Consider the following 25,292-nt stretch of genomic DNA (forward strand, 5'->3'; position numbering starts at 1 on the left):
TCAGCTTTCCCAACCGGCCTGATAGAGCTTGCCGTGGGCTTTATCCAGCGCCGCGCGAACGGCTGGCGAATGCTGATAGATGTCGACGAACTTGATCAGGCGCGGGTCGGTTTTGCTCTTCGGCTGGATGACGAACTGGATCACGTATTCCTTGTGATCGAGACCGTCGAAAAGCAGCGCCGAGCCGGCATCGAAGGTCTTCGCCAGTCGGATATAGGCCGGGTAACCCTGGACCAGATCGGCGTCGTCATACGCGCGCACCAGTTGCACAGCTTCGACCTGAAGGATCTTGATCTTCTTCGGGTTGGCGACGATGTCGTCCTCGGTGGCCTTGTAGCCGACCCCCGGTTTCAAGGTAATCAAACCGGCCTTGGCGAGCAATTGCAGACCGCGACCGCTGTTGATCGGATCGTTGGCGATGGCGACGCTGGCGCCTTCGGGCAGCTCATCGAAGCTTTTGTATTTCTTCGAATACAGGCCGACGTTGTTGATGATCCCCGGTGCGAACGGCACCAGGTCGAAACCGGACGCGGCTTTGGCATTTTCCAGGAACGGGATGTGCTGGAAGTAATTCACGTCGATATCACCAGCGGCGAGGCTGACGTTGGGCGCGATCCAGTCGGTGAATTCCACCAGCTCGACTTTCAGGCCTTGCCTGGAGGCCTCTTCGACGGCGGCTTCCAGCGGAATGGCAAACGCGGCGGTGGTGCCGATTTTCAGTGGGGCATCGGCAGCGAATACCGCCGAGCTGAACAGGCCGAAGGCCAGGGCCAGTGCTTTGACTGGGTGGGACAGAATTTTTTTGGTCATGATCAGTTTCCAGTCAGTAAGTATTTTCTCTGATCGTTCCCACGCTCCGCGTGGGAATGCAGCCCGGGACGCTCTGCGTCCCAACAGCGGACGCGGAGCGTCCATTGAGGCATTCCCACGCAGAGCGTGGGAACGATCAGTTCAAAAGGGTTAGTGGCGATACTCGGAACCGGTGTGTTGCTCGGGCAACTGCGCCTCACCGCGAAACAACTTCTCGCGTAAGGTCCCGCCCTCATACGCAGTCTTGTACGAGCCGCGCCGCTGCAACTCGGGAATCACCAGTTCGATGAAATCGACATAGCTTTCCGGGGTGACGATGCGGGTCAGGTTGAAACCGTCCAGCCCGGTTTCGGCGATCCACGCTTCCAGCGCATCCGCCACTTGCTCGGGCGAACCGACCACGGTGATGTAGCGGCCACCCAGGGCGTGCTGGTCGAGCAATTTGCGCCGGGTCCAGTCGTTGTTCTGCAGGTTTTTCGTCGCTGACTGAATCGCGTTGCTCTTCACGTACTGGATCGGTTCGTCGATTTCGTACTGGGCAAAGTCGATGCCCGTGGACGCGGAAAAGTGCGCCACGCCAGCCTCGGCACTGGCGTAACTCAAGTACTCGGCATGCTTGGCCCAAGCCGCCTCTTCAGTGGCACCGACAATGACGTTGAGGCCCATGAACACCTTGATGTCTTGCGGATTGCGCCCGGCCTCGACCGCGCTGGCGCGGACTTTATCGACCTGCACCTTGGTCGACGGTTTGTTCTGACCGCTGATGAACACGCACTCGGCGTGACGCCCGGCGAAGAGCAATCCGCGATCGGAGCTGCCAGCCTGAAACAGCACCGGCGTGCGCTGCGGTGATGGTTCGCAGAGGTGATAACCCTCGACCTGATAGAACTCGCCCCTGTGCTCGACCTTGTGCACTTGTTCCGGGTTGGCGTAGATGCGCTGCTCGCGGTCGTTGAGCACCGCGCCGTTTTCCCAACTGCCTTCCCAGAGTTTGTACAACACCTGCAGATATTCTTCGGCCTGATCATAGCGACGGTCGTGTTCGACCTGTTCGCGCAGCCCCATGGCTTTGGCGGCGCTGTCCAGGTAACCGGTGACGATGTTCCAGCCAACGCGACCGCGACTCAGATGATCGAGCGTCGACATGCGCCGGGCGAACAGATACGGCGGCTCGTAAGTAAGATTGGCGGTCAGGCCGAAGCCAAGGTTTTTGGTGACAGCGGCCATCGCCGAAACCAATAGCAGCGGATCGTTGACCGGCAACTGAATCGACTCTTTCAGCGTCACGTCGATCGAATTCTGGTAGACGTCGTAGACGCCGACGATGTCAGCGATGAACAAGCCGTCGAACAGCCCGCGCTCGAGCAACTGCGCCAGTTCGGTCCAGTACTCGATGGTGTTGTAGCGAGTCGAGGTGTCGCGCGGATGTGTCCACAGGCCATGATTGATATGGCCGATGCAGTTCATGTTGAACGCATTGAGCAGCATCTTCTTTTTCGCAGCAGCCATCAGATGGTCCCCCGCAGCGGCGGCTTTTCATCATTGAGGTAGTAATTGCCCACCGCGTGATACTTCCAGCGCACTGGGTCATGCAGGGTGTGCACGCGAGCGTTGCGCCAGTGCCGGTCGAGGCCGTGTTCGCTGAGGGTCGCCTGGCTGCCAGCCAGTTCGAACAGCGTACTGCCAGCGGCGAGGGAAATTTCCGTGCTGATTGCGCGGGCTTCGGCCACCGCGATCGATGCGGCAGCGACAGTGTCAGCATTGGTTTCAGCTTGCGCGGCATCAAGCAATTCGCCGGCGCGTTCGAGCATGGCTTCGGTGGCGTGCAGACGAATGCTCAAGTGGCCGAAGCTCTTCAGCGTCAGCGGATCTTCGGTGGCTTTGTCGTTGCCGGAATCGATCCACGGACGGGTCTTGCTGCGCACGAAGTGCAAGGCATCTTCGTAAGCGGCGCGGGCGATGCCGGTGTCGATGGCGGCGTGAAGAATCTGCGCCAGCGGGCCGACGGTGGTCGGGCGCTCGAAAGCGCTCTGGAACGGCAGGACGTCTTCAGTCGCCACATACACATCTTCGAACACCACCGAACCGCTGCCGGTGGTGCGCTGGCCGAAGCCGCTCCAGTCGTCGATCACCGTCAGGCCTTTGCTCTCGCGCGGGACGAAGGCCAGTTGCTGTACGCCGTTTTCATCGACCACCGACGTCGGGATGCGCTGCGCGTAAATCGCCCCGGTCGAGTAGAACTTGCGACCGCTGATGCGATAACCGTTACCGTCGCGGGTAAGGCTGGTGACACGGTCGTGAGCGGTTTTGGTGCCCAGTTCTGCCAAGGCATTGCCGAAGCGTTGCCCGGCGAGGACCTCGGCATACAGGCGCTGTTTCTGTTCGTCGCTGCCATTCACGCGCAGCACTTCCAGCGCGTAAAAATGGTTCTGCGGAATCTGTCCCAGCGAGGCGTCGGCCTGGGCGATCAGCGCGATGACTTTGGCCAGGGTGACGTTGGATACGCCAGCGCCGCCATATTCTTTCGGCACGCTGATGCCCCACAGGCCTGAGCGGGAAAACACTTCGAGCTCTGCCAATGGCAGGCGGCGTTCGCGGTCGCGCAGGGCGCTGTCGCGCTTGAAATCTTCGGCCAGGTCGCTGGCGACGATCAGGGCTTGCTCATCGCTGGTGATGACCGCGACGTGATGGGATAGCGTCATAGGGGTTCTCCAGATGACTGGTCGTCTCAGATCCAGGAATGGCGGGCCGGCAATGTGCCGTTCAGGCGATAAGCGCCGATCGCGTGATACTTCCAGCGCACTGGGTCGTGCAGGGTGTGCACGCGGGCGTTGCGCCAGTGGCGGTCGAGATTGAACTCGGCGAGGGTCGCGCGACTGCCCGCCAGTTCGAACAGCTTTTCGCTGGCCAGCAGCGAGATCTCGGTGGTCAGCGCTTTCGCTTCGGCCACGGCGATAGACGCGCGTGCGGCCGATTCGGCAGTCAGCGGTGCGGCGTGGACCTGATCGAGTACTTTGCCGGCCTTGCGCAGCAGTGCTTCGGCAGCGTGCAGTTCGATTTTCAGTTTGCCGATATCGGCGATCACGTAGAGGTCATCGCTGGCGCGCTCGACCCTGGCATCGATCCATGGCCGTGCGCGGGTTTTGACGAAATCGATGGCGTCATCGATGGCACCACGGGCGATGCCGGCGTCGATGGCCGCTTGAATCAGCTGCGACACTGCGCCTTGGGTATTCGGCTTCTCGTTGATCTTCCAGTTGTCGATGACCAGGCTCGACTCGACGCGCACGTTGTTCAGCAAAATCGTGCCGCTGGCGGTGGTGCGCTGGCCGAAGCCCGACCAGTCATCAACGATGCGCAAACCCGGTGTGCCGCGACGGACGAAAGCCAGCACTTGCTTGCCGTCATCGTTCAGCGCTTTCACCGCGACCCAGTGCGCGAACAGGGCACCGGTGGAGTAGAACTTCTGGCCGTTGATCACGTAGTCGTCGCCATCGGCGCTGATTCGCGCTTTCAGTTCCAGAGTATTTTTTGTGCCGCGTTCCGGGCCGGCATTACCGATGCGCCAGCCTTCCAGAACACTCTGGAACAGCTGCTTTTTCTGCGCTTCGGTGGCGCTGCCGAGGACCAGATTGATGATGCCGAACTGGTTCTGCGGAATCTGCCCGAGCGCCGGGTCGGCGGCGGAAATGATCGCGAATACTTCGGCCAGCGTGACGAAGGAAACCTGAGGGCCGCCGTATTCACGGGGGATGGCAATGCTGCCCAGACCGCTACGGGTGAACTGTTCGATTTCCGACCACGGCAGCTTGCGCTGGCGGTCGCGTTTGGCCGCCTGCACGCGAGCAACCTGCGCGAGGTCATGGGCGGCCTTGATCGCTTGAGCATCGTTGCGCAGCACTTGCGCGGGCAACAACAGTGGGGCGATGTCCAGATCGGACTGCACGTTGGCATCTGCAAGACTGGACATCAGTGCCGCTCCCTGGCTGCACGCAATGCCCTGGCGATCTGCACTGGGGTGATTGTGTTCCGGACCATACCTACCTCACATCTCATGAAAAACGCCGCGAAGTGCGACGATTGAAAGAATGTCCGGTGGTCCGGTGCATATACCCTAAGCGCGTATAAAAATTAAATAAACTAACTTTTAGGAATATGCATAGAAGGGGGGTGTCAGCGTTGGTTGCAGACTTTCAGGTGAGAGGTAGCTAACCTCCCGTCCTGAGCAGGTCTCACTTGGTGCGCGATTCGGCGGCCTTGAATTCGGTCTTCAACGGGACTTTCACATACGGGTTCACGCAACCGATTTTCAATGTGCGCGGCGGCGCCCAGCGTGAGTTGTTGCCGACCCGGTCGAGGATGCAGTACGTCACGTCCAGCCGCAGGTCTTCGCCTGCTTCGACGATGACCGCCGGTGGTACCCACACCTGAATCGGCAGCCCGACATCCGCAGCCGTGACCGGCGCCAGGTCCATGCGCACGTCGCCCCAGCGCAGCGTGATGGCGTCGTCTTCGGCCATGTTCAGGTAGGGCTCGATGGTCAGCGGCACGCCGCGTTTGATCTGGTTGGGGTTCACGCCCTGACGGCGAATCGCTTCGGGGATGATCACCGGTGCCAGTTGCTGGTTTTCGTCTTCGCACTGCGCGGGGGGCTGGCCACCGGGGCAATCGAGTTTGACCTGCACCCGCGTCGCTGCTGATAAGGCCGGACCCTGGCCAACCTGCATCACGCGGTAGTGAATACGCGCGGTGCCATTAGCGATGAAACTCTCCGGCACGCGCAGGCTGACTGACGCTCCGATGTCGCTAGCGCTCAGAACTTTCGAAGCGACATAACATTTGTTCCAGAACAGTTCGATCAGATCGCCAACGTCCATGCCGCAATAGGGCGGCACATCGATCAGCAGGTGGGCTGCTGTTGCCAGGTTGATGCCGGTTTTCTGTGCGCATGCCAGCGTTGGCGCTGCAAGTTCGGGGGTGTGCGAAGTGCGGGTCATCGGTTTCTCTCCTTGAAGCCTTGCAGCGAAATCCGTTTCTGGAAAAAAGGCGCGAATCAACTGGCAATAAAAGCGACAAGTAGGGGCTCGTTTTTATTGTGCGCTGTTGAACTAAGTGGCGCCGGTTGTCGACTAGATAAAAGTCTGCGGAGAGGGGTGTCAATAGGGGTGATTAGTTAATCCGCAAATTACAAGTTAATCAGAAAGCTCCTACGTCACTGAGGCACTAAACCTGGCCTCAAGTGCGAAACCAGCTACATGAAAGCGCCGATTCCGTGGCGTTTTTTGAGGGTTTGTCCGCGGGCAAACGTATGGAAATATGACGATTCGAGGATGTGCGCAAGCGTTGCGCAATGTATATCTGCGCACGTTATTGATGAATCTTTAAGTAATTCAGGTCTTGAAGGAGACGTAACTTCCATCCGTGGAAGTTGACGGTTGTTGCAAGCGAAGTTCTCAGGCGTGATTCAGAAACTTGCTGAGAAACTGTTGGGTGCGTTCTTCTTTTGGATTGGCAAACAGCGCTTTAGCTTCACCCTGCTCGACAATTACGCCCTTATCGAAAAACACTACGCGATTGGCCACGTCACGGGCGAATCCCATTTCGTGGGTGACAATCACCATGGTGCGATTTTCTTCGGCAAGGCCGCGAATGGTCGCCAGCACTTCGCCAACCAGTTCCGGGTCGAGCGCCGAGGTCGGTTCGTCGAACAGAATCACTTCCGGCTCCATCGCCAACGCCCGGGCAATCGCTACGCGCTGTTGCTGACCACCGGAAAGACGACGCGGATAAGCGTCCTCCTTGCCAGCAAGCCCTACTTTGGTCAGGAGCTTTTTGCCCAGGGCAACCGCTTGTTCGCGCGGCATCTTCTTGACCACGATCGGGCCTTCGATGACGTTTTCCAATGCGGTGCGATGGGGGAACAGGTTGAAGTTCTGGAACACGAAGCCGACGTGCTGGCGCAGGTTGCGCACCAGACTCTGCTGCTGGTTCAGCGGGCGGCTGGTATCGATCTCGATATCGCCGACCTTGATCCGGCCACTGGTGGGTTCTTCGAGGAAGTTCAGGCAACGCAGGAACGTCGTTTTCCCCGAGCCACTGGGGCCGATGATCGCGACGACTTCGCCTTCCTTTACCTCAAGGTCAATGCCGTTGAGCACGACCTGACCCTTGAATTGCTTGGTCAGTTTTTCCACGACAATCATCGGGTCAGGACTCCTGGTCATGCCGATTGACCCGCTCTTCCAGCTTGTTCTGGAAGTGCGAAAGCACCGTGGCCAGAATCCAGTAGATCAGCGCGGCGGCAAGATACATGGTGAAGACTTCGAAAGTCCGGGCGGTAATCAACTGCGCCTGGCGGAACAGCTCCGGCACCTGAATGGTCGCGGCCAGCGCGGTGTCCTTGACCAGCGAAATGAAGCTGTTGCCCAGCGGCGGCAATGCCGTGCGCATCGCTTGCGGCAGGATGGCCCGCCGCAAGGTCTGCGCGCGGGTCATGCCGATGCTCGCAGCAGCTTCCCACTGACCGCGCTCGATCGAACCGATCGCGGCACGCAGGATTTCACAGGCGTAGGCGGCCATGTTCAGCGAGAAGCCGATCAGCGCAGCGGGCAGCGGATCCAGCTTCATGCCCAGTTGCGGCAAGCCGTAATAGATCACGAACAGCTGCACCAGCAACGGCGTACCGCGAAAGAACGACACGTAGATGCGGGCCAGCCAACTGACCGATTTGAAGCGCGACAAGCGCATCAGTGCCAGGCCGAAGCCCAGCAGCAGACCGAAGAACATCCCGCCGAGGCTGAGGACTACCGTGTAGTACGCGCCCTTCAACAGGAAGGGCGCGGAATCCAGCGCGAGTTGGAAAGCCTCTTCCATTATTTAGTGACGTCTGCGTTGAAGTACTTCTTCGACAGTTTCTCAAGGGTGCCGTCGGCACGCAGTTCGTCGAGCGCCTTGTTCACCGCTGCCAGCAGTTCAGGCTCGCCTTTGCGCAGGGCGATACCGGATTCCTGACGTGAGAAGGCTTCACCGGCAGCGACGGTTTTCGGGGCTTTCTTGGCGTATTCCAGAGCAGCCAGACGGTCGATCAGGATGGCATCGGTGCGACCGTTGTTGAGGTCGGCGAACTTGGTAGGATCATCGTCGTAGGTGCGCACGTCAGCACCCGGCACGTTGGCGCGGACCCACTGCTCGTAGTTGGTGCCCAGGCCGACACCGACCTTCTTGCCGGACAGGTCAGCGGCGGTCTTGATATTCAGCGCCGACTCTTTGCTTTTCAGCACGAGGGCCTGGATGCCGGAGACGGTGTACGGTTCGGAGAAGTCATACTTCTTCTTGCGCTCGTCGGAGATAGTCACCTGATTGACCACCAGGTCCAGACGCTTGGATTCCAGAGCAGCGAGGATGCCATCCCATTTGGTCGGCTGGATCTTGGCTTTGACGCCGAGTTTCTGCGCCAGCGCTTCGGACAGCTCTACTTCGAAACCGGACAGCTTGCCGTTCTCGTCGACGAAGCTGAACGGAGGATAAGTGCCTTCCAGGCCGACGTTGAGAACGCCTTTGTCCTTGATCTGTTGCAACTGCTCACCGGCCACTGCCTGGCCAATCAGGCCGGCGCTGAGCGCAAGACCCAGCGAACCGACCAGCAGAGTGCGACGTAGTGCGGAAATATTCATGACAAGCCCCTGTGTTTTCTTATGGAAGACGCTTAAGGAATGTAGGCAAATGGGTGATTTGGACGACAGCGCTATCCTGCCTTAATGCAGCTTAAGCGTCTCGCCCGAAATTCGCCTGCGGCGAGACTATAAGATGTCTGTTTTAGACTTGAAAATACTTAATATGGAAACTGTTATTCATTTAAGGAATATGTGTGGCTTCTTAAAAGATCGCAGCCTTCGGCAGCTCCTAGGGGTGATCCCAGTATTAGCTGCCGGAGGCGGCGATCTGTTGATCTGCTCTTATAAAAAATCCTTGTAGGCAAACAACGCCGGCGCGCCACCGGTGTGCAGAAAGATTATCGGACCATCATCGAAGCGCTGCCGGCCAATCCCGTCGAGCAGACCGGCCATGGCCTTGCCGGTGTAGACCGGGTCAAGCAACAGACCTTCCTGGCTGGCCAACAGTTTCACCGCCGCCAGTGTGCCGGCATTCGGCTCGCCATAACGCGGGCCGAAATATTCGTCCCACAGCTCGACCTTGAAACTGCCCGGCAACTCGACACCCAGCAATTCTGCCGTGCGTTCGGCCAGACCCTGCACCTTCGGCCGCTGATCTTCCTCACTGCGCGAGACCGTCACACCAATCACTGGCAATTGCGGCAGCGCCTCACTCAGCGCCAATCCGAGACCACTGTGAGTTCCGGCACTGCCGGAGGCCAGCACCACTGCGGCGAAATCGATGCCGCTGTCCCTGATCTGCTCAGCCAGTTCCAGCCCGGCGCGCACATAACCCAGGGCACCGAGCGCATTGGACCCGCCAATCGGTACCAGATACGGCTTTTTGCCGTTGCTGCGCAGGCGCGCGGCGAGGGCGGCCAGTTGTTCGTCGGCATTGTCGAGGTTTTCGACCAGCTCGACCTTGGTATCGAACAGATCCAGCAGCAGGCGGTTGCCGTTGCCGGTGTAATTGCTGTCGTCAGTGCCCAGCGGATTTTCCAGCAGCGCCACACAGCCAAGGCCAAGTCTGGCGGCGAGTGCAGCGGTCTGGCGCACGTGGTTCGATTGCAGCGCGCCTGCGGTAATCAGCGTGTCGGCGCCTTGTGCCAGCGCATCGGCGGCCAGGTATTCGAGTTTGCGCAGCTTGTTGCCTCCCATGGCCAGCGGCGTCAGGTCATCGCGTTTGATGTACACCTCGCGGCCGAGCCAGGCAGACAAGCGCTCAAGTTTTTCCAGCGGCGTGGGATGGCTCAGCAGGTCGAGACGGGGAAAGCGTTGCAGCTGTTGTTTGATCATGAGTCCGTACTGGCGCAGAAGAATGGAAGGACTATAGGCACGCGCTTTTGCCCGGGCAACCGCCAATCGCTTATAGCCAAATGGACTTAACCCAGCACTATCAGTTCTTAATTCGCCAGCAAAGGCATGCCGTAAAGTAGGCGCCGTTGACGCGGCCAGACAGTCCGGCCGCCCGTAAGGAGACTTCACCGTGAGCGAGCGTTCCAGCCATTGGCAATTGCAGACCATCGTCAGCCAGCTGCGCAGCGCGCGGGATCAGTGGCGTGCACAGAATGGCCGGGCTTCAGGAGAGCAGGGTGGCCGCGAGTTGCCGTCGCGGGCGGCGATGGCGGAAATTCTTGAGGCGTTGTGCGGCGCGCTGTTCCCGATGCGCCTGGGGCCCGTGGATCTGCGCGAGGAAAGCGAAGATTTCTATGTCGGTCACACCCTTGATGTGGCACTGAATGCCTTGCTGGCACAGACACGGCTGGAGTTGCGTTACGTCGCCCGTCACAGCGCGCAGGATGACAGTGAAGTCGAGGCTCGGGCGATTCAGATCGTGCAGGATTTTGCTCTCGCGTTGCCGGGGCTGCGCACGCTGCTCGACACCGACGTGCTGGCGGCTTACCACGGCGACCCGGCAGCACGCAGCGTTGATGAAGTTCTGCTGTGCTATCCGGGTATTCTCGCGGTAATTCACCATCGTCTCGCGCACCATCTGTATCGTGCCGGGCTGCCACTGCTGGCGCGGATCAGCGCGGAAATTGCCCATTCGGCGACGGGCATCGATATCCACCCGGGCGCGCAGATCGGTCGTAGTTTCTTCATTGATCACGGCACTGGCGTGGTGATTGGCGAGACCGCGATCATCGGCGAGCGGGTGCGCATTTATCAGGCAGTCACTTTGGGCGCCAAGCGCTTTCCGGCGGATGAGGACGGCCAGTTGCAGAAGGGCCACCCGCGCCACCCGATCGTTGAGGACGACGTAGTGATTTATGCCGGGGCGACGATTCTCGGCCGGATCACCATCGGCAAGGGCTCGACCATCGGCGGCAACGTGTGGCTGACGCGCAGCGTGCCGGCGGGGGCGAATCTGACCCAGGCGAATCTGCAGCATGATGACGGGACGCAGAAGTAGGCCTGGTCGAGACTTCAAGATTGCCGACCTGTAGGAGCTGACGAGTGAAACGAGGCTGCGATCTTTTGATCTGGCGTTTCAAGACAAGATCAAAAGATCGCAGCATTCGGCAGCTCCTACAGGGGTTAGCCATGAGATCTTACCGTTGAACGAATGCCTTCAATCACGCGTCATAACCCTCCTCGGGCGCTGTAGGAAACCTACCGCCCGGCCCGGCGATTAGTCCTTACCACTGCATTCATGTTTAACTTGAACGTTCATTCAAGTTAAACCGGTGGTTCGCTGCCCGCTCACAACAGGAGGCTTGCCTTTGCTGAGTCCGATCATTTCAGCCACGTTTCAACCCCTCGAGGTGCACGTTTCATGAGTGCATCGTCTACCCCCGCCAGCGGTCTGGTGCGCATGAATCCGCCGGTGTTCTACTTCGCCGCGACGGTCATCCTGCTGTTTGGTCTTGTCGTCATTGCCATCCCTGAGCAGGCCGGCGCCTGGTTGCTGGAAGCGCAAAACTGGGCGGCCAATACGGTCGGCTGGTACTACATGCTCGCGATGACGCTGTATCTGGTCTTCGTGGTGGTCACCGCCTTATCCGGCTACGGCAAGATAAAACTCGGTGCCGACCACGACGAGCCCGAATTCAGTTATCTGTCGTGGGCCGGCATGCTGTTCGCCGCCGGGATCAGCATCACGCTGTTCTTCTTCTGCGTCTCCGAACCGCTGACGCACATGCTCCAGCCGCCGCAAGGCGAGGCCGGCACAGCTGACGCCGCGCGCCAGGCGATGCAGATTCTGTTTCTGCACTGGGGCCTGCATGGCTGGGGCGTGTTCGCGTTTGTCGGCATGGCGCTGGCCTATTTCGCGTATCGGCACAATTTGCCGCTGGCCCTGCGTTCGGCGCTGTACCCGCTGATCGGCAAGCGCATCAACGGCCCGATCGGCTATGCAGTGGACGGCTTCGGCATCATCGCCACGGTGTTCGGTCTGGGTGCCGACATGGGCTTCGGCGTGCTGCATCTGAATTCCGGTCTGGACTACTTGTTCGGCATCGCCCACACCCAGTGGATTCAGGTAGGCCTGATCACGCTGATGATGGGCGCAGCGATCATCGTTGCGGTCTCTGGCGTCGACAAAGGCGTGCGGGTGATGTCGGATATCAACATGCTGCTGGCCTGCGGATTGCTGCTGTTCGTTTTGTTTGCCGGGCCGACTCAGCACTTGCTCAATACGTTGATCCAGAACGTCGGCGACTACCTCGGCGCGTTGCCGATGAAAAGTTTCGACCTCTACGCCTACGACAAACCGAGCGACTGGCTGGGTGGCTGGACCGTTTTCTACTGGGCCTGGTGGATCGCATGGTCGCCGTTCGTGGGCCTGTTCATCGCGCGGATTTCCCGTGGCCGCACCATCCGTGAATTCGTTTTCGGCGTGCTGCTGATCCCGCTCGGTTTCACCCTGGCGTGGATGTCGATCTTCGGCAACAGCGCCCTGGACCAAGTGCTCAATCACGGCATGAGTGCGCTGGGGATGTCGGCCATCGACAATCCGTCGATGAGCATTTATCTGCTGCTGGAAACCTACCCGTGGAGCAAGACCGTCATCGCCGTGACGGTATTCATCAGCTTTGTGTTCTTCGTCACCTCGGCGGACTCCGGCACCGTGGTCCTCTCGACGCTGTCAGCCAAGGGTGGTAACCCGGACGAAGACGGGCCGAAATGGCTGCGGGTGTTCTGGGGCGCGATGACTGCGCTGATCACCAGTGCGCTGCTGTTTTCCGGCAGCATCGACGCGTTGAAGTCGGCGGTGGTGCTGACCTCGTTACCGTTTTCGTTGATTCTGCTGCTGATGATGTGGGGTCTGCACAAGGCGTTCTATCTGGAATCGCAGAAGCAGATCGCGCAGCTGCATTCGCTGGCGCCGGTCTCCGGTTCGCGGCGCGGCACCGGTGGCTGGCGCCAGCGCTTGAGTCAGGCGGTGCACTTCCCGTCCCGCGACGAGGTGTACCGCTTCATGGAAAGCACGGTGCGTCCGGCGATTGAGGAAGTGACCGCCGTGTTCGTCGAAAAAGGTCTGCACGTGGTCACCCAGCCGGATCCGGCGCATGACAACGTCAGCCTGGAAATCGGTCATGGCGAACAGCATCCGTTCATCTATCAGGTGCAGATGCGCGGCTACTTCACGCCATCGTTCGCGCGTGGCGGCATGGGCTCCAAGCAACTCAACAATCGCCGCTACTATCGCGCTGAAGTGCACTTGAGCGAGGGCAGTCAGGACTACGATCTGGTCGGCTACACCAAAGAGCAGATCATCAACGACATCCTCGACCAGTACGAACGGCACATGCAGTTCCTGCATCTGGTGCGTTGAATGGCCACTGAGCGCCGGGACGATTCACGCCTCGGCGCTCAGCACCATGAACAAAACCATCGCTGCCATCGGCACGCCGAATACCGCACTGCCCAGCGCAATCGCCGACCCCAACGGTTGCCCCGAATGCACCACACCGACCGCGCCATTGATCAGCGTCAACGCCAGCCACAGCGCCGCAAAAGCGTAGGCCAGCGTGTGGCGGCTGAAGCCGATGTGCTCGCCGATGTAAAGCATCAGCGCGAGCAGGGCCAGGCCGAAGACGATGATGATGGTGGTGTGCATGGCGGGTTTGGCCTGGTGGATGGGTGTTGCCTGATCGGCCGCCTTCGCGAGCAGGCTCACTCCTACAGTGGGTCGCGGCTGCCCGCAAATCCTGTGGTCAACCCCATTCCCTGTAGGAGTGAGCCTGCTCGCGATAGGGCCCCCAGGTTCTCCTCTAGAGCATAGCCAATCCCGCCGCTGCGATATTCATCAGATGCTTTCGCGCTCGATCACTTGGCACTGCAGCAGATTCAGCCGCTGCACTTCGTCGCTCGGCAATACCCCAAGGCTTTCCAGCACGCGTGTCGCGGCGAGTACACCGATCTCCAGCGCCGGCGGTTTGATCGTGCTCAGGCTCGGCAACAGCATCTCGGCAAACGGGTAATCGCCGAAGCCGAGCACGGCGCAGTCTTCGGGGATTCTGATGCCCGCGCGTTGTCCGGCGAGCAGGCCGCCGGCGGCGAGGTTGTCGTTGGCGAAGATGATCGCGTCGGGGCGCGGTGAGGCGTTCATCAAGGCTTCCATCGCTTGCTTGCCGGCCTCGAACGGTGCGCGGCCGGCGTCCGGAGCGAAGAGCCATGGCTCCCTCCCTGCGCCTCGCAGAGTGGCGGCATAACCATCGCGGCGCTCCAGGGCACTGAAGTCCCCCGGCGCGCTGTTCTGCACGAAAGCGATGCGTTGATAGCCTTTCTCCAGCAAGTGTCTTGCCGCTGTAACGCCCACTTCGAAATGCGAAAAGCCAATCTGCATCGGCTCGCGTTCCGGCTGGTAATCCCAGGTTTCGATGACCGGGATATCCGCCTCGGCGAGCATCTTCTCGGTGCCTGCGCTGTGGAAGTGGCTGGTCAGCACCAATGCCGCCGGCGACCAGCCGAGAAACGCACGCACGGCATTCTCCTCCTGCTCGATATCGAAATAACTCGACGCCAGCAACAGCTGATAACCGTGTCGACTGAGGGTGTCGCTGAAGCCCTGGATGGTGTTGGCGAAGATCGGCCCGGAGATGTTCGGAATGATCATGCCAACGATTTTTCCGCGCGCCGAGGCCAGGCCGCCTGCCACCAGATTCGGCACGTAGCCCAACTCGGTGACCACTGCCGCAATGCGCTCGCGACGCTCAGGCGAAACCTGTTCGGGCTGATTGAAATACCGCGAGACGGTAATCGCCGACACCCCGGCCGCCCGCGCCACGGCGTTCAACGTGACACGGCCGGCGCCTCGGCGTTTGCGCGTTTTCTCGTCGCTCAAGACTCGACCCCTGTAAAAACCGAATCGCATATAAAAGTAATTTTTCAGTATTGGACGCTCTATGCGCAGGTGCCAATACTGGCGATGTTAGCGCTAACAAAGCGCGTTGTCTGCTACTCGCTCGAGCGAATGCCCAAGACAGATTCAGGCGCTGTCGTCGCAGAACGGCAGCGGTTCAGGGCCATTTTTCGAGCGGATACCTATGCGCAATTTTCCTGGGGCACCACACACACTGACGCAGTCGATTCGCGCGGCGGGCTGGATTTTCACCGGGCTGGCGGCGCTGCCGCTGCCCACGGCGTTTGCCGCTGACAGCAGCGATCAGGAACCGACGCTGAAATCCGTCACGGTTACCGCGACTCGCCGGGAAGAGTCGCTGCAGAAAGTACCGGTGGCAGTTTCGGTGCTCGACGGCGAACAGCTCGAACGCGACAACCGTAACGGCGTGGCGAGCATCGTTCAGCAAGTGCCGTCGCTGAATTTCCGCACCGGCGCCTCGAACAAGGACACCTCGTTATTCGTGCGCGGCGTCGGCACCATTTCCACCTCACCCGGCGTCGAGCCGACCGTGGCGACGGTGATCGATGGCGTGGTGTATGCGCGGCCCGGTCAGGCCACGCTGGATCTGCTCGATCTTGAGCGCGTCGAAGTGCTGCGCGGCCCGCAAGGCACGCTGTTCGGCAAGAACGCCTCGGCCGGTGTACTCAACATCACCAGCAAAGCGCCGACCGCCGAAACCCACGGTTACATCGATCAGTCGTACTACAGCGGCAACGAAAGCCGCACCCGTTTCGGCCTCGGCGGCAGCCTCATTCCGGACACGCTGAAGGGCTCGATCAGCACCTCGTTCGGCACCTACGACGGTAACGTCGACAACCAGCACAACGGCCACGAGGTCAACGGTTACAACCATCGCGGCGTGCGCGGCAAACTCGAATTCACCCCGAACGACGACATCACCTTCACCCTGATCGCTGACTACATGCAGTCCCACGACGACGCGCCCAATGGCGTTGTCAGCCAAGCGCTGCCCCCGGCCTTCGCCAACGCGCTGAGTCCGGTGAATGCCACCAGCCACAACCGCAATATCAACACCGACACCCGCTCTCACATCGAAGACATCAACAAAGGCCTGTCCGGCCAGCTCGATTGGCAATTGGGTGATTACACGCTGACGTCGATCACGGCGTGGCGTGGCTGGGACAACACCCAGTATCAGGACGGCGATCGCCTCGGCACCGTGACCGCCGCGTTCCCCGGCACCGCAGACAAGGGCGATCTGACATTCGACCAGTACTCGCAAGAGTTGCGCCTGGCCTCACCGAAGGGCGAGTTTCTCGAGTACGTCGGCGGCCTGTTCTACATGCATGGCAAGGACGACGAGACCTACCGGCGCATCCTGACCACCACGACTCGCACCGACCGTGGCGTCGCCGACTACAGCACCACCAGCGACAGCTACGCGGTGTTTGGCGAGAGCACGCTGAACTTCACTGGGGACTTTCGCGGCATCGCCGGCCTGCGCTATACCCACGATGATCTGGAATACGATCACCGTCGCGTATCCACCTCGGCCACCACGGTCAGCGGCATTCAACCCGCGACGAGCAGCTCAGGCTCGGTGGACGAAGACGGCTGGTCCGGTCGCCTCGGCTTGCAGTACGACCTGAGCGATACCGTCACCACTTACCTGACCTATTCGCGCGGTTACAAAGGCCCGGCCTACAACGTGTTCTTCAACATGCAACCGCGCGATACCGAAGCGCTGAAACCGGAGACTTCCAACACCTGGGAGGCGGGGATCAAAGCCACTTCGTGGAACAATCGCCTGACCACCAACCTGGCGGTCTTCCACAGCGAGTACGACAACTATCAGGCGAACTTTTTCGACACCGTCGCCGGGCAGGTGGTGACGCGTCTGATCAACGCCGGCAGCGTCACCAGCGAAGGCGTTGAACTCGATTACGCCCTGCAAGCCACCCAGCAGCTGAAGTTCTCCGGCGCACTGGCCTACACCCGCGCACGCATTGATGAGTTCGCCTGCCCGGCCGGCGCAGCGGCGTCGTGCAACGTCAACGGCAAACCACTGCCGTTCAGCCCGGACTGGAAAAGCTACGTGCGCGCCGACTACACAATCCCCCTGGACAATGGCCTCGATATTGAATTGGGCACCGATTACAGCTGGCAGAGCGAAGTGCAGTACGACATCAGCCAGAACCCCGATACCAAGCAGGGCGCCTATGGGCTGTGGAACGCCAGCGTCGCGCTGGCCGATTACAGCAACGGCTGGCGCGTCGCCCTGCTCGGCAAGAATCTCGCCGACAAATCCTATTCGCCATTGCTGGCCAGTGGCGGCAGCTACATCTATCGCGCCGTGCCGCGCGATGACGAACGCTACTTCGGCGTGCAACTGCGCAAGGATTTCTGAGATGAGCCGACAGATGAAACTCGGTGCCTTTCTCATGGCCACCGGGCACCACGTGGCAGCGTGGCGGCACCCGGATGTGCCGGCGGATGCGGGGCTGGATTTCGCCCATTACAAACGCCTGGCGCAGATCGCCGAAGCGGCAAAGTTCGACGCGCTGTTCGTCGCCGACAGCGTCGCCGCACCGACCCAGGATATCGCCAGCCGCATGGCGCGCTCCGATCACTTCGAGCCGCTGACGTTGCTCTCGGCACTGAGCGCGGTAACCGAGCACATCGGCCTGATCGCCACGGTCACCACCAGTTACAACGAGCCGTACCACGTGGCGCGCAAGTTCGCCTCGCTCGATCATTTGTCGGGCGGACGTGCCGGATGGAATCTGGTGACTTCGGACAACGCCGCCGAGGCGCTGAATTTCGGCCGCGACGCACACCTCGGCCATGCCGAACGCTACAGCCGCGCCCGGGAGTTTCATCAGGTGGTCACCGGGCTCTGGGACAGTTGGGAGGACGATGCCTTCCACCGCGACAAGGCCAGCGGCGCCTATTACGATCCGCAGAAGCTGCATGTGCTCGATCATGTGGGTGAACATTTCCGGGTCAAAGGCCCGCTGAATGTCGCGCGCTCGCCACAGGGGCAGCCGGTAATTGTCCAGGCCGGATCGTCCGAAGCCGGGCGTGAGCTGGCCGCGCAAACCGCTGAAGTGGTGTTCACCGCACAGACTTCGCTGGGCGCCGCTCAGGCGTTTTACGCCGATATCAAGGGACGCTTGCCCAGGTTCGGACGCAGTGCCGATTCGCTGAAAATCATGCCTGGGGTTTTTGTGGTGGTCGGTGCCAGTGAGGCCGAAGCGCAGGAAAAGTGTGAAACGTTTCAGCAATTGGTCGAACCCGAGGTGGGCGTCGCGCTGCTTGAGCGTATGCTGGGCAACTTCGATTTATCGAAGTACCCGCTGGACGGGCCATTGCCAGAGTTGCCGCTGACTGACAGCGGTCAGCAGAGTCGACAGAAGCTGCTGACCGAGCTGGCGGGTCGGGAGAACCTGACCCTTGCCGAACTCGGTCGCAGGATTGCTGGCGGGCGGGGGCATTACAGTCTGGTCGGTACGCCGGCGCAGATTGCCGATCGCCTGCAGGAGTGGTTCGAGCAAGGCGCGGCGGACGGCTTTAACGTGCTGGTGCCGCACCTGCCGGGCGGGCTCGAAGATTTCGCCAACGGCGTAGTGCCGGAACTGCAACGGCGTGGCTTGTTCAGAACTGAATATGAAGGCCGCACGTTGCGGCAGAACCTGGGCCTGGCTCGACCCGGCAATAGATTTGCGTAACAGCCTTCGCGAGCAGGCTCGCTCCCACACGAGCAATCGACACCCATTTCAAGACAGACAAGAGAGGATTCGATGACTTACACCGCTGCCGAAAACCGCTACGACTCCATTCCCTACCGCCGCGTCGGCCGCAGCGGTCTGGTGCTGCCGGCCTTGTCGCTGGGCCTGTGGCACAACTTTGGTGACAGCACACCGATCGACACCCAGCGCGCCTTGCTGCGCACCGCGTTCGATCTGGGCATCAACCATTTCGATCTGGCCAACAACTACGGCCCGCCGTACGGCAGCGCCGAGATCAATTTCGGGCGCCTGCTGCGCGAAGACTTCAAGCATTACCGTGACGAACTGATCATCTCCAGCAAGGCTGGCTGGGACATGTGGCCTGGCCCGTACGGCCAGGGCGGCGGATCGCGCAAATACGTGCTGGCGAGCCTCGACCAGAGCCTGCAACGCCTCGGTCTGGACTATGTGGATATCTTCTATTCGCATCGCTTCGACCCGGACACCCCGCTGGAAGAAACCGCCAGCGCCCTCGCCACTGCCGTACAGCAGGGCAAAGCGTTGTACATCGGTATCTCGTCCTATTCCGGGGTGAAAACCCGCGAAATGGCTGAGCTGCTGAAAGAGTGGAAGGTGCCGCTGTTGATTCATCAGCCGGCGTACAACCTGCTCAATCGCTGGGTGGAAAAGGATCTGCTCGACACCACCGATGAACTCGGCACGGGCGTCATCGCTTTTACTCCACTGGCGCAGGGCTTGCTTACCGACAAATACCTCAACGGCGTTCCGGCCGATGCACGGGTCAATCGCCCGGGCGGCGGTTCGTTGCAGGCGTCGCATTTGTCCGAAGCGAACATTGCCCATGTGCGCGCATTGAATGAAATCGCCAAACGTCGCGGCCAGAGCCTGGCGCAACTGGCGCTGGCGTGGACGCTACGTGACCCAAGGGTAACCTCGGCGTTGATCGGTGCGAGCCGGCCGGAGCAGATTATCGAGAACGTCGGCGCGCTGAAGAATCTGGATTTCAGCGCTGCAGAGCTGGCGGAGATCGATCGGTTTGCCCAGGAGGGCGGGATCAATCTTTGGGAGAAGCCTTCGACGGCGGAGTGACAGACTGATCGTTCCCACGCTCCGCGTGGGAATGCATCAACGGACGCTCCGCGTTCGGCTTTAGATGGGACGCAGAGCGTCCCGGGCGGCATTCCCACGCAGAGCGTAGGAACGATCAAGCAAAGAACGGCACATCCCCCAACACCGTCGCGCGCTGCATCACCCGCCGTGCCGGGCGGTAATCGTCCACCGCGTAATGCTGGGTCACGCGGTTATCCCAGAACGCAATGTCGTCTTTCTGCCAGCGCCAGCGAATGGTGAATTCCGGCCGGGTCGCGTGGGCGAACAGAAACTTCAGGATCGCCTCGCTCTCGGTTTCCGAGAGCTCGTTGATCTTTGAGGTAAACCCTTCATTGACGAACAGCGAGCGCCGTCCGCTCACCGGGTGCGTGCGAATCACCGGGTGCGACAGCGGTGGATTCTTGCGCCGCGCCTCTTCCCACTGGGCTAGCGCCTCCGGCGTATTGCCGTAGCGCTCCAGTGGAAACGAACGGGTGAAATCGTGAGTCGCCGTCAGCCCTTCGAGCAGGGTTTTCATCGGTGCCGACAACGCTTCATACGCGGCGATACCGCTCGCCCACAAGGTGTCGCCACCGAATTCCGGCAGCAACTTGGCGCTGAGCACGGCGCCCATCGCCGGCGTCGGCAGGAACGTCACGTCGGTGTGCCAGATCGCGTTGTCGCGCACGTCGGTGACGGCGGTGTCGAGGATCAGTACTTCCGGTTGCTCCGGTACGTTCGGGTAGATCGGGTGAATGTGCAGGTCGCCGAAGTAATGCGCGAAGCGTGCCTGCTGTGCCGGCTCGATCGGCTGGTTACGGAAGAACAGCACCTGATACTTGAGCAGCGCCTGCTCGATAGCGTCGCGGTGTTCCAGGCTCAGCGGCTGGCTGATGTCGACGCCGCTGATCTGCGCGCCGAGGGCCGAGCTTAACGGGGTGATGTTGAGGGTGCTCATGGTCGTTCTCGTCGAATTCGGGGCCTCCTGTGTAGGAGCTGCCGAAGGCTGCGATCCTTTGATCTTGATCTTCTTGAAAAAAGATCAAAAGATCGCAGCCTTCGGCAGCTCCTACACAGGGGATTCATTTGGAATTTGTCAGTGCGTCTGGCCGTGCCATGGCACCAGTTTGCGCTGCAATGCGCGCAGGCCCATTTCCATGGCGAAGGCGATCAGGGCGATGACCAGAATCCCCAGCACCACCACGTCGGTGACCAGAAATTGCGCGGCCGACTGCACCATGAAGCCGAGGCCGCTGGTGGCCGCGATCAGTTCAGCGGCGACCAGGGTCGACCAGCCAACTCCGAGGCCAATGCGCACGCCAGTGAGTATGTCCGGCAAGGCGCTGGGCAGAATCACATGACGAATCAACTGCACGCGCGTCGCGCCCAACGACTGCGCTGCGCGCAGTTTTGCCGGGTCGACGGTACGTACGCCAGTCGCGGTGGCAATCGCAATCGGCGCAAAAATCGCCAGATAGATCAGCAGCACTTTCGACAACTCGCCGATGCCGCACCAGATCACGATCAGCGGCAGATAGGCGAGCGGTGGGATAGGGCGGTAGAACTCGATCAACGGATCCAGCACGCCGCGAGCGATGCGGTTGGCGCCGATGGCGATGCCCACCGGCACAGCGGTCAGAATCGCGAAGCCGAGACCCAGGCCGATGCGGCTCAGGCTCGCGCCCAAATGCTGCCAAAGGGTCGAGTCCATGTAACCGGTAGTCGCCAGCAACCAGCCTTTTTGCAACACGGCGGACGGCGGCGGGAGGAACAGCGGTTCGATCAGTCCAGTGGCGGTCACCGCCCACCAGATCACCAACAACGCAAACAAGGTCAGCAAGCTGATCCAGCGCGTGCTGAGGCTACGGCGTACCGGAATGCTCACCGAAGGGGTTTTCACCGCCGCAGCGGAAACGTCGTAACTGCTCATGCGCGCTCCTGCCGGGGTACGGCGCTGCGTTGCGAGAAGACTTTGCTCAACACGTGTTCGCGGGTTTCGATAAATCGCGGATCGGATTTGATCGCGCGGGCCGACTCGCCAGCGGCGTAGCGCTGACCGAAATCCAGATGCAGACGCTCAACGATCTGCCCTGGATTCGGCGCCAGCAGAATCAGGTCCGTGGCGAGGAACACCGCTTCTTCAATGTCGTGGGTAATCAGGAAAACCGGCTTGGCCGTGCGTTGCCAGACTTGCAGCAACAGCTCCTGCATCTGCTCGCGAGTGAATGCATCAAGCGCACCGAACGGCTCGTCCATCAGCAACACGCGCGGATCAGCAGCAAGGGCGCGGGCGAGGCCGACGCGTTGTTTCTGGCCACCGGACAATTGCCAGATGCGCCGGTCTTCGAAGCCGGCGAGATCGACTAGCGCGAGCATTTCCCGGGCGATTTTTTCCCGCTGGTCCTTGCCGACACCGGCCAGTTCGAGGCCGAAGCCGACGTTCTCCAGCACGTCCTGCCAGGGCAGCAAGGCGTCGTCCTGAAACACTACGCCTCGTTCGGCGCTCGGGCCTTTGACCGGCACGCCGTCGAGGGTGATGCGCCCGGCACTCGGTTCGACGAAGCCGGCAATCAGGTTCAACAGCGAAGTCTTGCCACTGCCGGACGGGCCGAGGGCGACCAGCAACTGCTGCGGCCCCAGGGTCAGAGAAATATCCGCCAGCACCGGCTCGGGGCTGCCCGGGTACTGTGCGCTGATGCGCTCCAGCTGTAGCAAGGCCATCGCTGTATCTCCCGATCAGTTAGTGATGTATTTGGCACTGACGTAAGGCGCGTAGTCCGGCAGCACGGCTTCGACCTTGCCTTGCTCCTTGAGGAACGCGGCGGTGTCAGTGATGGCTTTGGTGGTCGGCGCGCCGAGGTCACTGACTTGATCCGCCGCCAATGGGTAGACGTTGCCCTGCAGCAGCAATGGAATGTCGCTGGCCTTGGCACCAGACAGCTTCACCAGTTTGTCGACGTTGCTCTGATTCGCCAGCCACGCTTTCGGGTCTTTGCGGTAGTCGGCGTAGGCGTCGAGGGTGACCTTGGCGAACGCGGTGACGATTTCCGGATGCTTCTCGGCGAAGTCCTTGCGCACGATCCACGCATCGAAGGTCGGCGCACCGAACTTGGCCAGCTCGCCGGAAGTAATCAGCACTTTGCCATTTTCCTTGGCCACACCCAGTGCCGGATCCCACACGTAAGTGGCGTCGATGTCGCCGCGTTTCCACGCGGCGATGATCGCTGGCGGCGCGAGGTTGAGCACGGTGACTTTCGACGGATCGATGTTCCAGTGCTTGAGCGCGGCGAGCAGGCTGTAATGCCCGGTGGACACGAACGGCACGGCGATTTTCTTGCCGATCAGATCCTGCGGCGTTTTGATGCCGGAACCGTCGCGCGCAACCAGCGCTTCAGCGGCGCCGATCTGCGTGGCAATCAGGAAGGTTTCCACCGGCACTTTGCGGGTGATCGCGGCGGTCAGCGGGCTCGAACCGAGGTAGCCGATCTGTACATCGCCGGACGCGATGGCGGCGATGATGTCGGCACCGTTATCGAACTTGCGCCAGCTGATGTCGGCCTTGGTGGCTTTCTCATAGGCACCGTCGGCCTGAGCGACTTTAGCCGGGTCGACGGTGGTCTGGTAGGCGACAGTGAGATCGGCCGCCTGGGCCAGGAAGCTTGCAGCGGCCAGCGAGGCGGCGGCAAGCAGGCGAAGCGGGAAATTCAGTTTCAATTGGGAGCTCCAGATCAGGCGACCGAATGTCGGCGTGAAAGGAGACTAAATGATCTAAGAATCGAGAAATAAATAACTTTTTCGAATGAGCTTATGAGCGGAAAAATCTAGGGCAGGAGAGGATGTGGGCCTTTAACTGATCGTTCCCACGCTCTGCGTGGTAACGCCTCAAGGGACGCTCTGCGTCCAAAGTGACGCGGAGCGTCACAGGCTGCATTCCCACGCAGAGCGTGGGAACGATCAAGGCCGGGGCGGCTTTAATTGCTGATTGCCAGGATGCTCGCCTGATACGCGCCGACAAACACGTCGAAATCGCCGACCTCGTTCTGCTCAAGCTCGGTCTGCTGTGCCAGGGATGCCCGGGCCAGTTCTTCAAACTTCGCTTGCTCGTCAGCCGCCAGCGGTTCGCTGCGGAAGAACTCGGCATGCGCCTGGCTCTGGCGCAGGGAGAACTGCGCGAAGCTTTCCTTGTGCTCGGCCATGGCGGCCAGCACCTGCGCCGATGGCGTCAGGGAAGGGTCGTTGACCTTGGCCAGTTGCGCATCCAGCGCTTTGCTGTGGGCATCGCCGCCGACGCTCTGATCGAGCATCGCCGCCAGCGGTGCAATCTGCTCGAGCAGCTCGGCCGCCCATTGCTTCATCTCGACCGGCTGACCGTCACGCTGCAATTGCAGGCCTGGACGGCGGCCTTCCTTGACCACGCTGAGGAAGTTCGAGGTGGCGTTGCCGCACGAAGTGTTGGTCAGCAGCGGGCTGTCGTTCAGCGCGCAGTACAGCAAAAAGGCGTCGATGAAGCGCGACTCGGTGATGTCGATGCCCATCGGCAGGAACGGGTTGATGTCCAGGCAGCGCACTTCGACGTATTGAATGCCGCGCGCCATCAGCGCCTGGATCGGCCGTTCGCCGGTGTAGGTCACGCGTTTCGGGCGGATGTTGGAGTAGTACTCGTTTTCGATCTGCAGGATGTTGGTATTGAGCTGCACCCACTCGCCATCTTTGTGCGTGCCCACTTCAACGTACGGCGCGTAAGGCGTTGCCACCGCTTCGCGCAGGCTGTCGGTGTAGCTGGTCAGATCGTTGTAGCAGGGCGTCAGGCCGGCCTGGGCGTTGCTCTGATAACCGAGATCGCTCATGCGCAGGCTGGTGGCGTACGGCAGATACAGCGTGTCCGGATCGAGCTGTTCGAGCTGATGCGAACGCCCGCGCAGGAAACCGGCATCCAGTGCCGGCGATGCGCCGAACAGGTACATCAGCAGCCAGCTGTAGCGGCGGAAGTTGCGGATCAGCGCGATGTAGGACACCGACTGGAAATCGCGATCGGTGCCGACGAAACCTTCGGCCTCGCGCAGCAATGGCCAGAGCTGTTCCGGCAGGGAGAAGTTGTAGTGAATCCCGGCGATGCATTGCATGGTCTTGCCGTAGCGCAGGGCCAGGCCCTTGCGATAGACGTACTTGAGCTGACCGATGTTGGAGGTGCCGTAATAGGCGATCGGGATATCTTCCTCGGCCGGCAACGGGCACGGCATCGATGGACTCCACAGGTACTCGTTGCCGAGCTTGCTGTAGGCAAAGCGGTGAATCCTGTCCAGGCTCGCCAGCGTGTCGGCAGGATCCGGCAGGGCGGGTGTGATGAATTCCAGCAGCGATTCGGAGTAGTCGGTGGTGATCTGTTCGTTGGTCAGCGCGGAACCCAGGGCTTCGGGGTGCGGCGTTTGCGCCAGGCGACCTTCACTGGTCACACGCAGGCATTCACGTTCGATACCGTGCAGGCACTGCTTGAGCAGAGAGAGGTGGGCGCGCTCGCCGAGCAGAGCCAGGCGGCGGTTGAGAAGTTCGCTCAATTTGGATTCCTTCACGCGTCAGTCGCCCCAATATGGGGGTGGGCAGGACGGTCTACAAGGGTGAAGTTGAAACTGGCGTTATCGCCTGGTTTTCTAGCCTGTCAGCCGCACACATAACCCGTAGGAG

At 60.7% G+C, this 25,292-nt stretch carries 21 protein-coding genes; 5 read left to right on the forward strand and 16 right to left on the reverse strand.

The features are described from left to right. The 9 genes from J2Y90_RS07155 to J2Y90_RS07195 form a co-directional block, all read right to left on the reverse strand. On the reverse strand, window positions 1-810 hold the full coding sequence (locus J2Y90_RS07155; RefSeq protein WP_253497893.1) for a MetQ/NlpA family ABC transporter substrate-binding protein: 810 nt from the start codon (window positions 808-810) through the stop codon (window positions 1-3). 150 nt (window positions 811-960) lie between these two features. Continuing rightward, the gene (locus tag J2Y90_RS07160; protein WP_253497895.1) at window positions 961-2,319 is read right to left on the reverse strand and encodes an LLM class flavin-dependent oxidoreductase; all 1,359 of its coding nucleotides are present in this window, start codon (window positions 2,317-2,319) and stop codon (window positions 961-963) included. Beyond that, window positions 2,319-3,512, reverse strand: coding sequence for an SfnB family sulfur acquisition oxidoreductase (locus J2Y90_RS07165; protein WP_253497897.1), 1,194 nt, complete (start codon window positions 3,510-3,512; stop codon window positions 2,319-2,321). The genes J2Y90_RS07160 and J2Y90_RS07165 overlap by 1 nt, the downstream gene beginning before the upstream one ends. 26 nt (window positions 3,513-3,538) lie before the next feature. After that, window positions 3,539-4,780: an SfnB family sulfur acquisition oxidoreductase gene (locus tag J2Y90_RS07170; protein WP_253497899.1), complete on the reverse strand. Its 1,242-nt coding sequence runs from the start codon at window positions 4,778-4,780 to the stop codon at window positions 3,539-3,541. A 262-nt stretch (window positions 4,781-5,042) separates the two neighbouring features. Further along, window positions 5,043-5,807 carry a hypothetical protein gene (locus tag J2Y90_RS07175; protein WP_253497902.1) on the reverse strand — a complete coding sequence of 255 codons (765 nt, stop codon included), beginning with the start codon at window positions 5,805-5,807 and terminating at the stop codon, window positions 5,043-5,045. A 456-nt stretch (window positions 5,808-6,263) separates the two neighbouring features. After that, window positions 6,264-7,013, reverse strand: a complete 750-nt coding sequence (gene tcyN, locus J2Y90_RS07180; RefSeq protein WP_253505085.1) for an L-cystine ABC transporter ATP-binding protein TcyN — start codon at window positions 7,011-7,013, stop codon at window positions 6,264-6,266. A 4-nt stretch (window positions 7,014-7,017) separates the two neighbouring features. After that, entirely contained in the window at window positions 7,018-7,683 is a 666-nt protein-coding gene (gene tcyL, locus J2Y90_RS07185) for a cystine ABC transporter permease (protein ID WP_253497905.1), read from the reverse strand. After that, window positions 7,683-8,483, reverse strand: a complete 801-nt coding sequence (tcyJ, locus tag J2Y90_RS07190; RefSeq protein ID WP_253497908.1) for a cystine ABC transporter substrate-binding protein — start codon at window positions 8,481-8,483, stop codon at window positions 7,683-7,685. The genes tcyL and tcyJ overlap by 1 nt, the downstream gene beginning before the upstream one ends. A 282-nt stretch (window positions 8,484-8,765) precedes the next feature. Beyond that, the gene (locus J2Y90_RS07195; RefSeq protein WP_253497911.1) at window positions 8,766-9,758 is read right to left on the reverse strand and encodes a D-cysteine desulfhydrase; all 993 of its coding nucleotides are present in this window, start codon (window positions 9,756-9,758) and stop codon (window positions 8,766-8,768) included. A gap of 190 nt (window positions 9,759-9,948) precedes the next feature. Here J2Y90_RS07195 and epsC point away from each other — a divergent pair, with 190 nt between their 5' ends. Further along, the gene (gene epsC, locus J2Y90_RS07200; RefSeq protein ID WP_039756411.1) at window positions 9,949-10,875 is read left to right on the forward strand and encodes a serine O-acetyltransferase EpsC; all 927 of its coding nucleotides are present in this window, start codon (window positions 9,949-9,951) and stop codon (window positions 10,873-10,875) included. A gap of 402 nt (window positions 10,876-11,277) precedes the next feature. Continuing rightward, complete coding sequence (gene betT / locus J2Y90_RS07205) at window positions 11,278-13,239, forward strand: choline transporter BetT (protein WP_160768576.1); 1,962 nt, start codon at window positions 11,278-11,280, stop codon at window positions 13,237-13,239. A 24-nt stretch (window positions 13,240-13,263) separates the two neighbouring features. On the opposite strand, the gene J2Y90_RS07210 is transcribed toward betT, so the two are convergent. Both J2Y90_RS07210 and J2Y90_RS07215 read right to left on the reverse strand, forming a co-directional pair. After that, entirely contained in the window at window positions 13,264-13,524 is a 261-nt protein-coding gene (locus tag J2Y90_RS07210) for a hypothetical protein (protein ID WP_253497914.1), read from the reverse strand. Between the two features lie 189 nt (window positions 13,525-13,713). After that, on the reverse strand, window positions 13,714-14,751 hold the full coding sequence (locus J2Y90_RS07215) for a LacI family DNA-binding transcriptional regulator (RefSeq protein WP_253497917.1): 1,038 nt from the start codon (window positions 14,749-14,751) through the stop codon (window positions 13,714-13,716). A 202-nt stretch (window positions 14,752-14,953) separates the two neighbouring features. Here J2Y90_RS07215 and J2Y90_RS07220 point away from each other — a divergent pair, with 202 nt between their 5' ends. From J2Y90_RS07220 to mgrA, 3 genes are all read left to right on the forward strand, one after another. After that, window positions 14,954-17,179: a TonB-dependent receptor gene (locus tag J2Y90_RS07220; RefSeq protein ID WP_253497920.1), complete on the forward strand. Its 2,226-nt coding sequence runs from the start codon at window positions 14,954-14,956 to the stop codon at window positions 17,177-17,179. A gap of 1 nt (window position 17,180) precedes the next feature. Then, on the forward strand, window positions 17,181-18,500 hold the full coding sequence (locus J2Y90_RS07225) for an LLM class flavin-dependent oxidoreductase (RefSeq protein WP_253497923.1): 1,320 nt from the start codon (window positions 17,181-17,183) through the stop codon (window positions 18,498-18,500). Window positions 18,501-18,572: 72 nt separating this feature from the next. Then, entirely contained in the window at window positions 18,573-19,610 is a 1,038-nt protein-coding gene (gene mgrA / locus J2Y90_RS07230) for an L-glyceraldehyde 3-phosphate reductase (RefSeq protein WP_253497926.1), read from the forward strand. Window positions 19,611-19,725: 115 nt separating this feature from the next. Here mgrA and tauD read toward each other — a convergent pair whose 3' ends face one another. The 5 genes from tauD to gshA form a co-directional block, all read right to left on the reverse strand. Next, window positions 19,726-20,568 (reverse strand): taurine dioxygenase, encoded by an 843-nt coding sequence (gene tauD, locus J2Y90_RS07235; protein ID WP_253497929.1) that lies wholly within the window; start codon window positions 20,566-20,568, stop codon window positions 19,726-19,728. A 138-nt stretch (window positions 20,569-20,706) separates the two neighbouring features. Further along, window positions 20,707-21,540: a taurine ABC transporter permease TauC gene (tauC, locus tag J2Y90_RS07240; RefSeq protein ID WP_253497932.1), complete on the reverse strand. Its 834-nt coding sequence runs from the start codon at window positions 21,538-21,540 to the stop codon at window positions 20,707-20,709. Next, window positions 21,537-22,331 (reverse strand): taurine ABC transporter ATP-binding subunit, encoded by a 795-nt coding sequence (tauB, locus tag J2Y90_RS07245; RefSeq protein ID WP_253497934.1) that lies wholly within the window; start codon window positions 22,329-22,331, stop codon window positions 21,537-21,539. The genes tauC and tauB overlap by 4 nt, the downstream gene beginning before the upstream one ends. Window positions 22,332-22,346: 15 nt before the next feature. Beyond that, window positions 22,347-23,324 (reverse strand): taurine ABC transporter substrate-binding protein, encoded by a 978-nt coding sequence (gene tauA / locus J2Y90_RS07250; protein WP_253497936.1) that lies wholly within the window; start codon window positions 23,322-23,324, stop codon window positions 22,347-22,349. A 257-nt stretch (window positions 23,325-23,581) separates the two neighbouring features. Next, complete coding sequence (gene gshA / locus J2Y90_RS07255; RefSeq protein ID WP_253497938.1) at window positions 23,582-25,165, reverse strand: glutamate--cysteine ligase; 1,584 nt, start codon at window positions 25,163-25,165, stop codon at window positions 23,582-23,584. Window positions 25,166-25,292 lie beyond the last annotated feature (127 nt).

The sequence above is a fragment of the Pseudomonas koreensis genome (genome assembly GCF_024169245.1).
Taxonomy (GTDB): Bacteria; Pseudomonadota; Gammaproteobacteria; order Pseudomonadales; family Pseudomonadaceae; genus Aquipseudomonas; species Aquipseudomonas koreensis_F.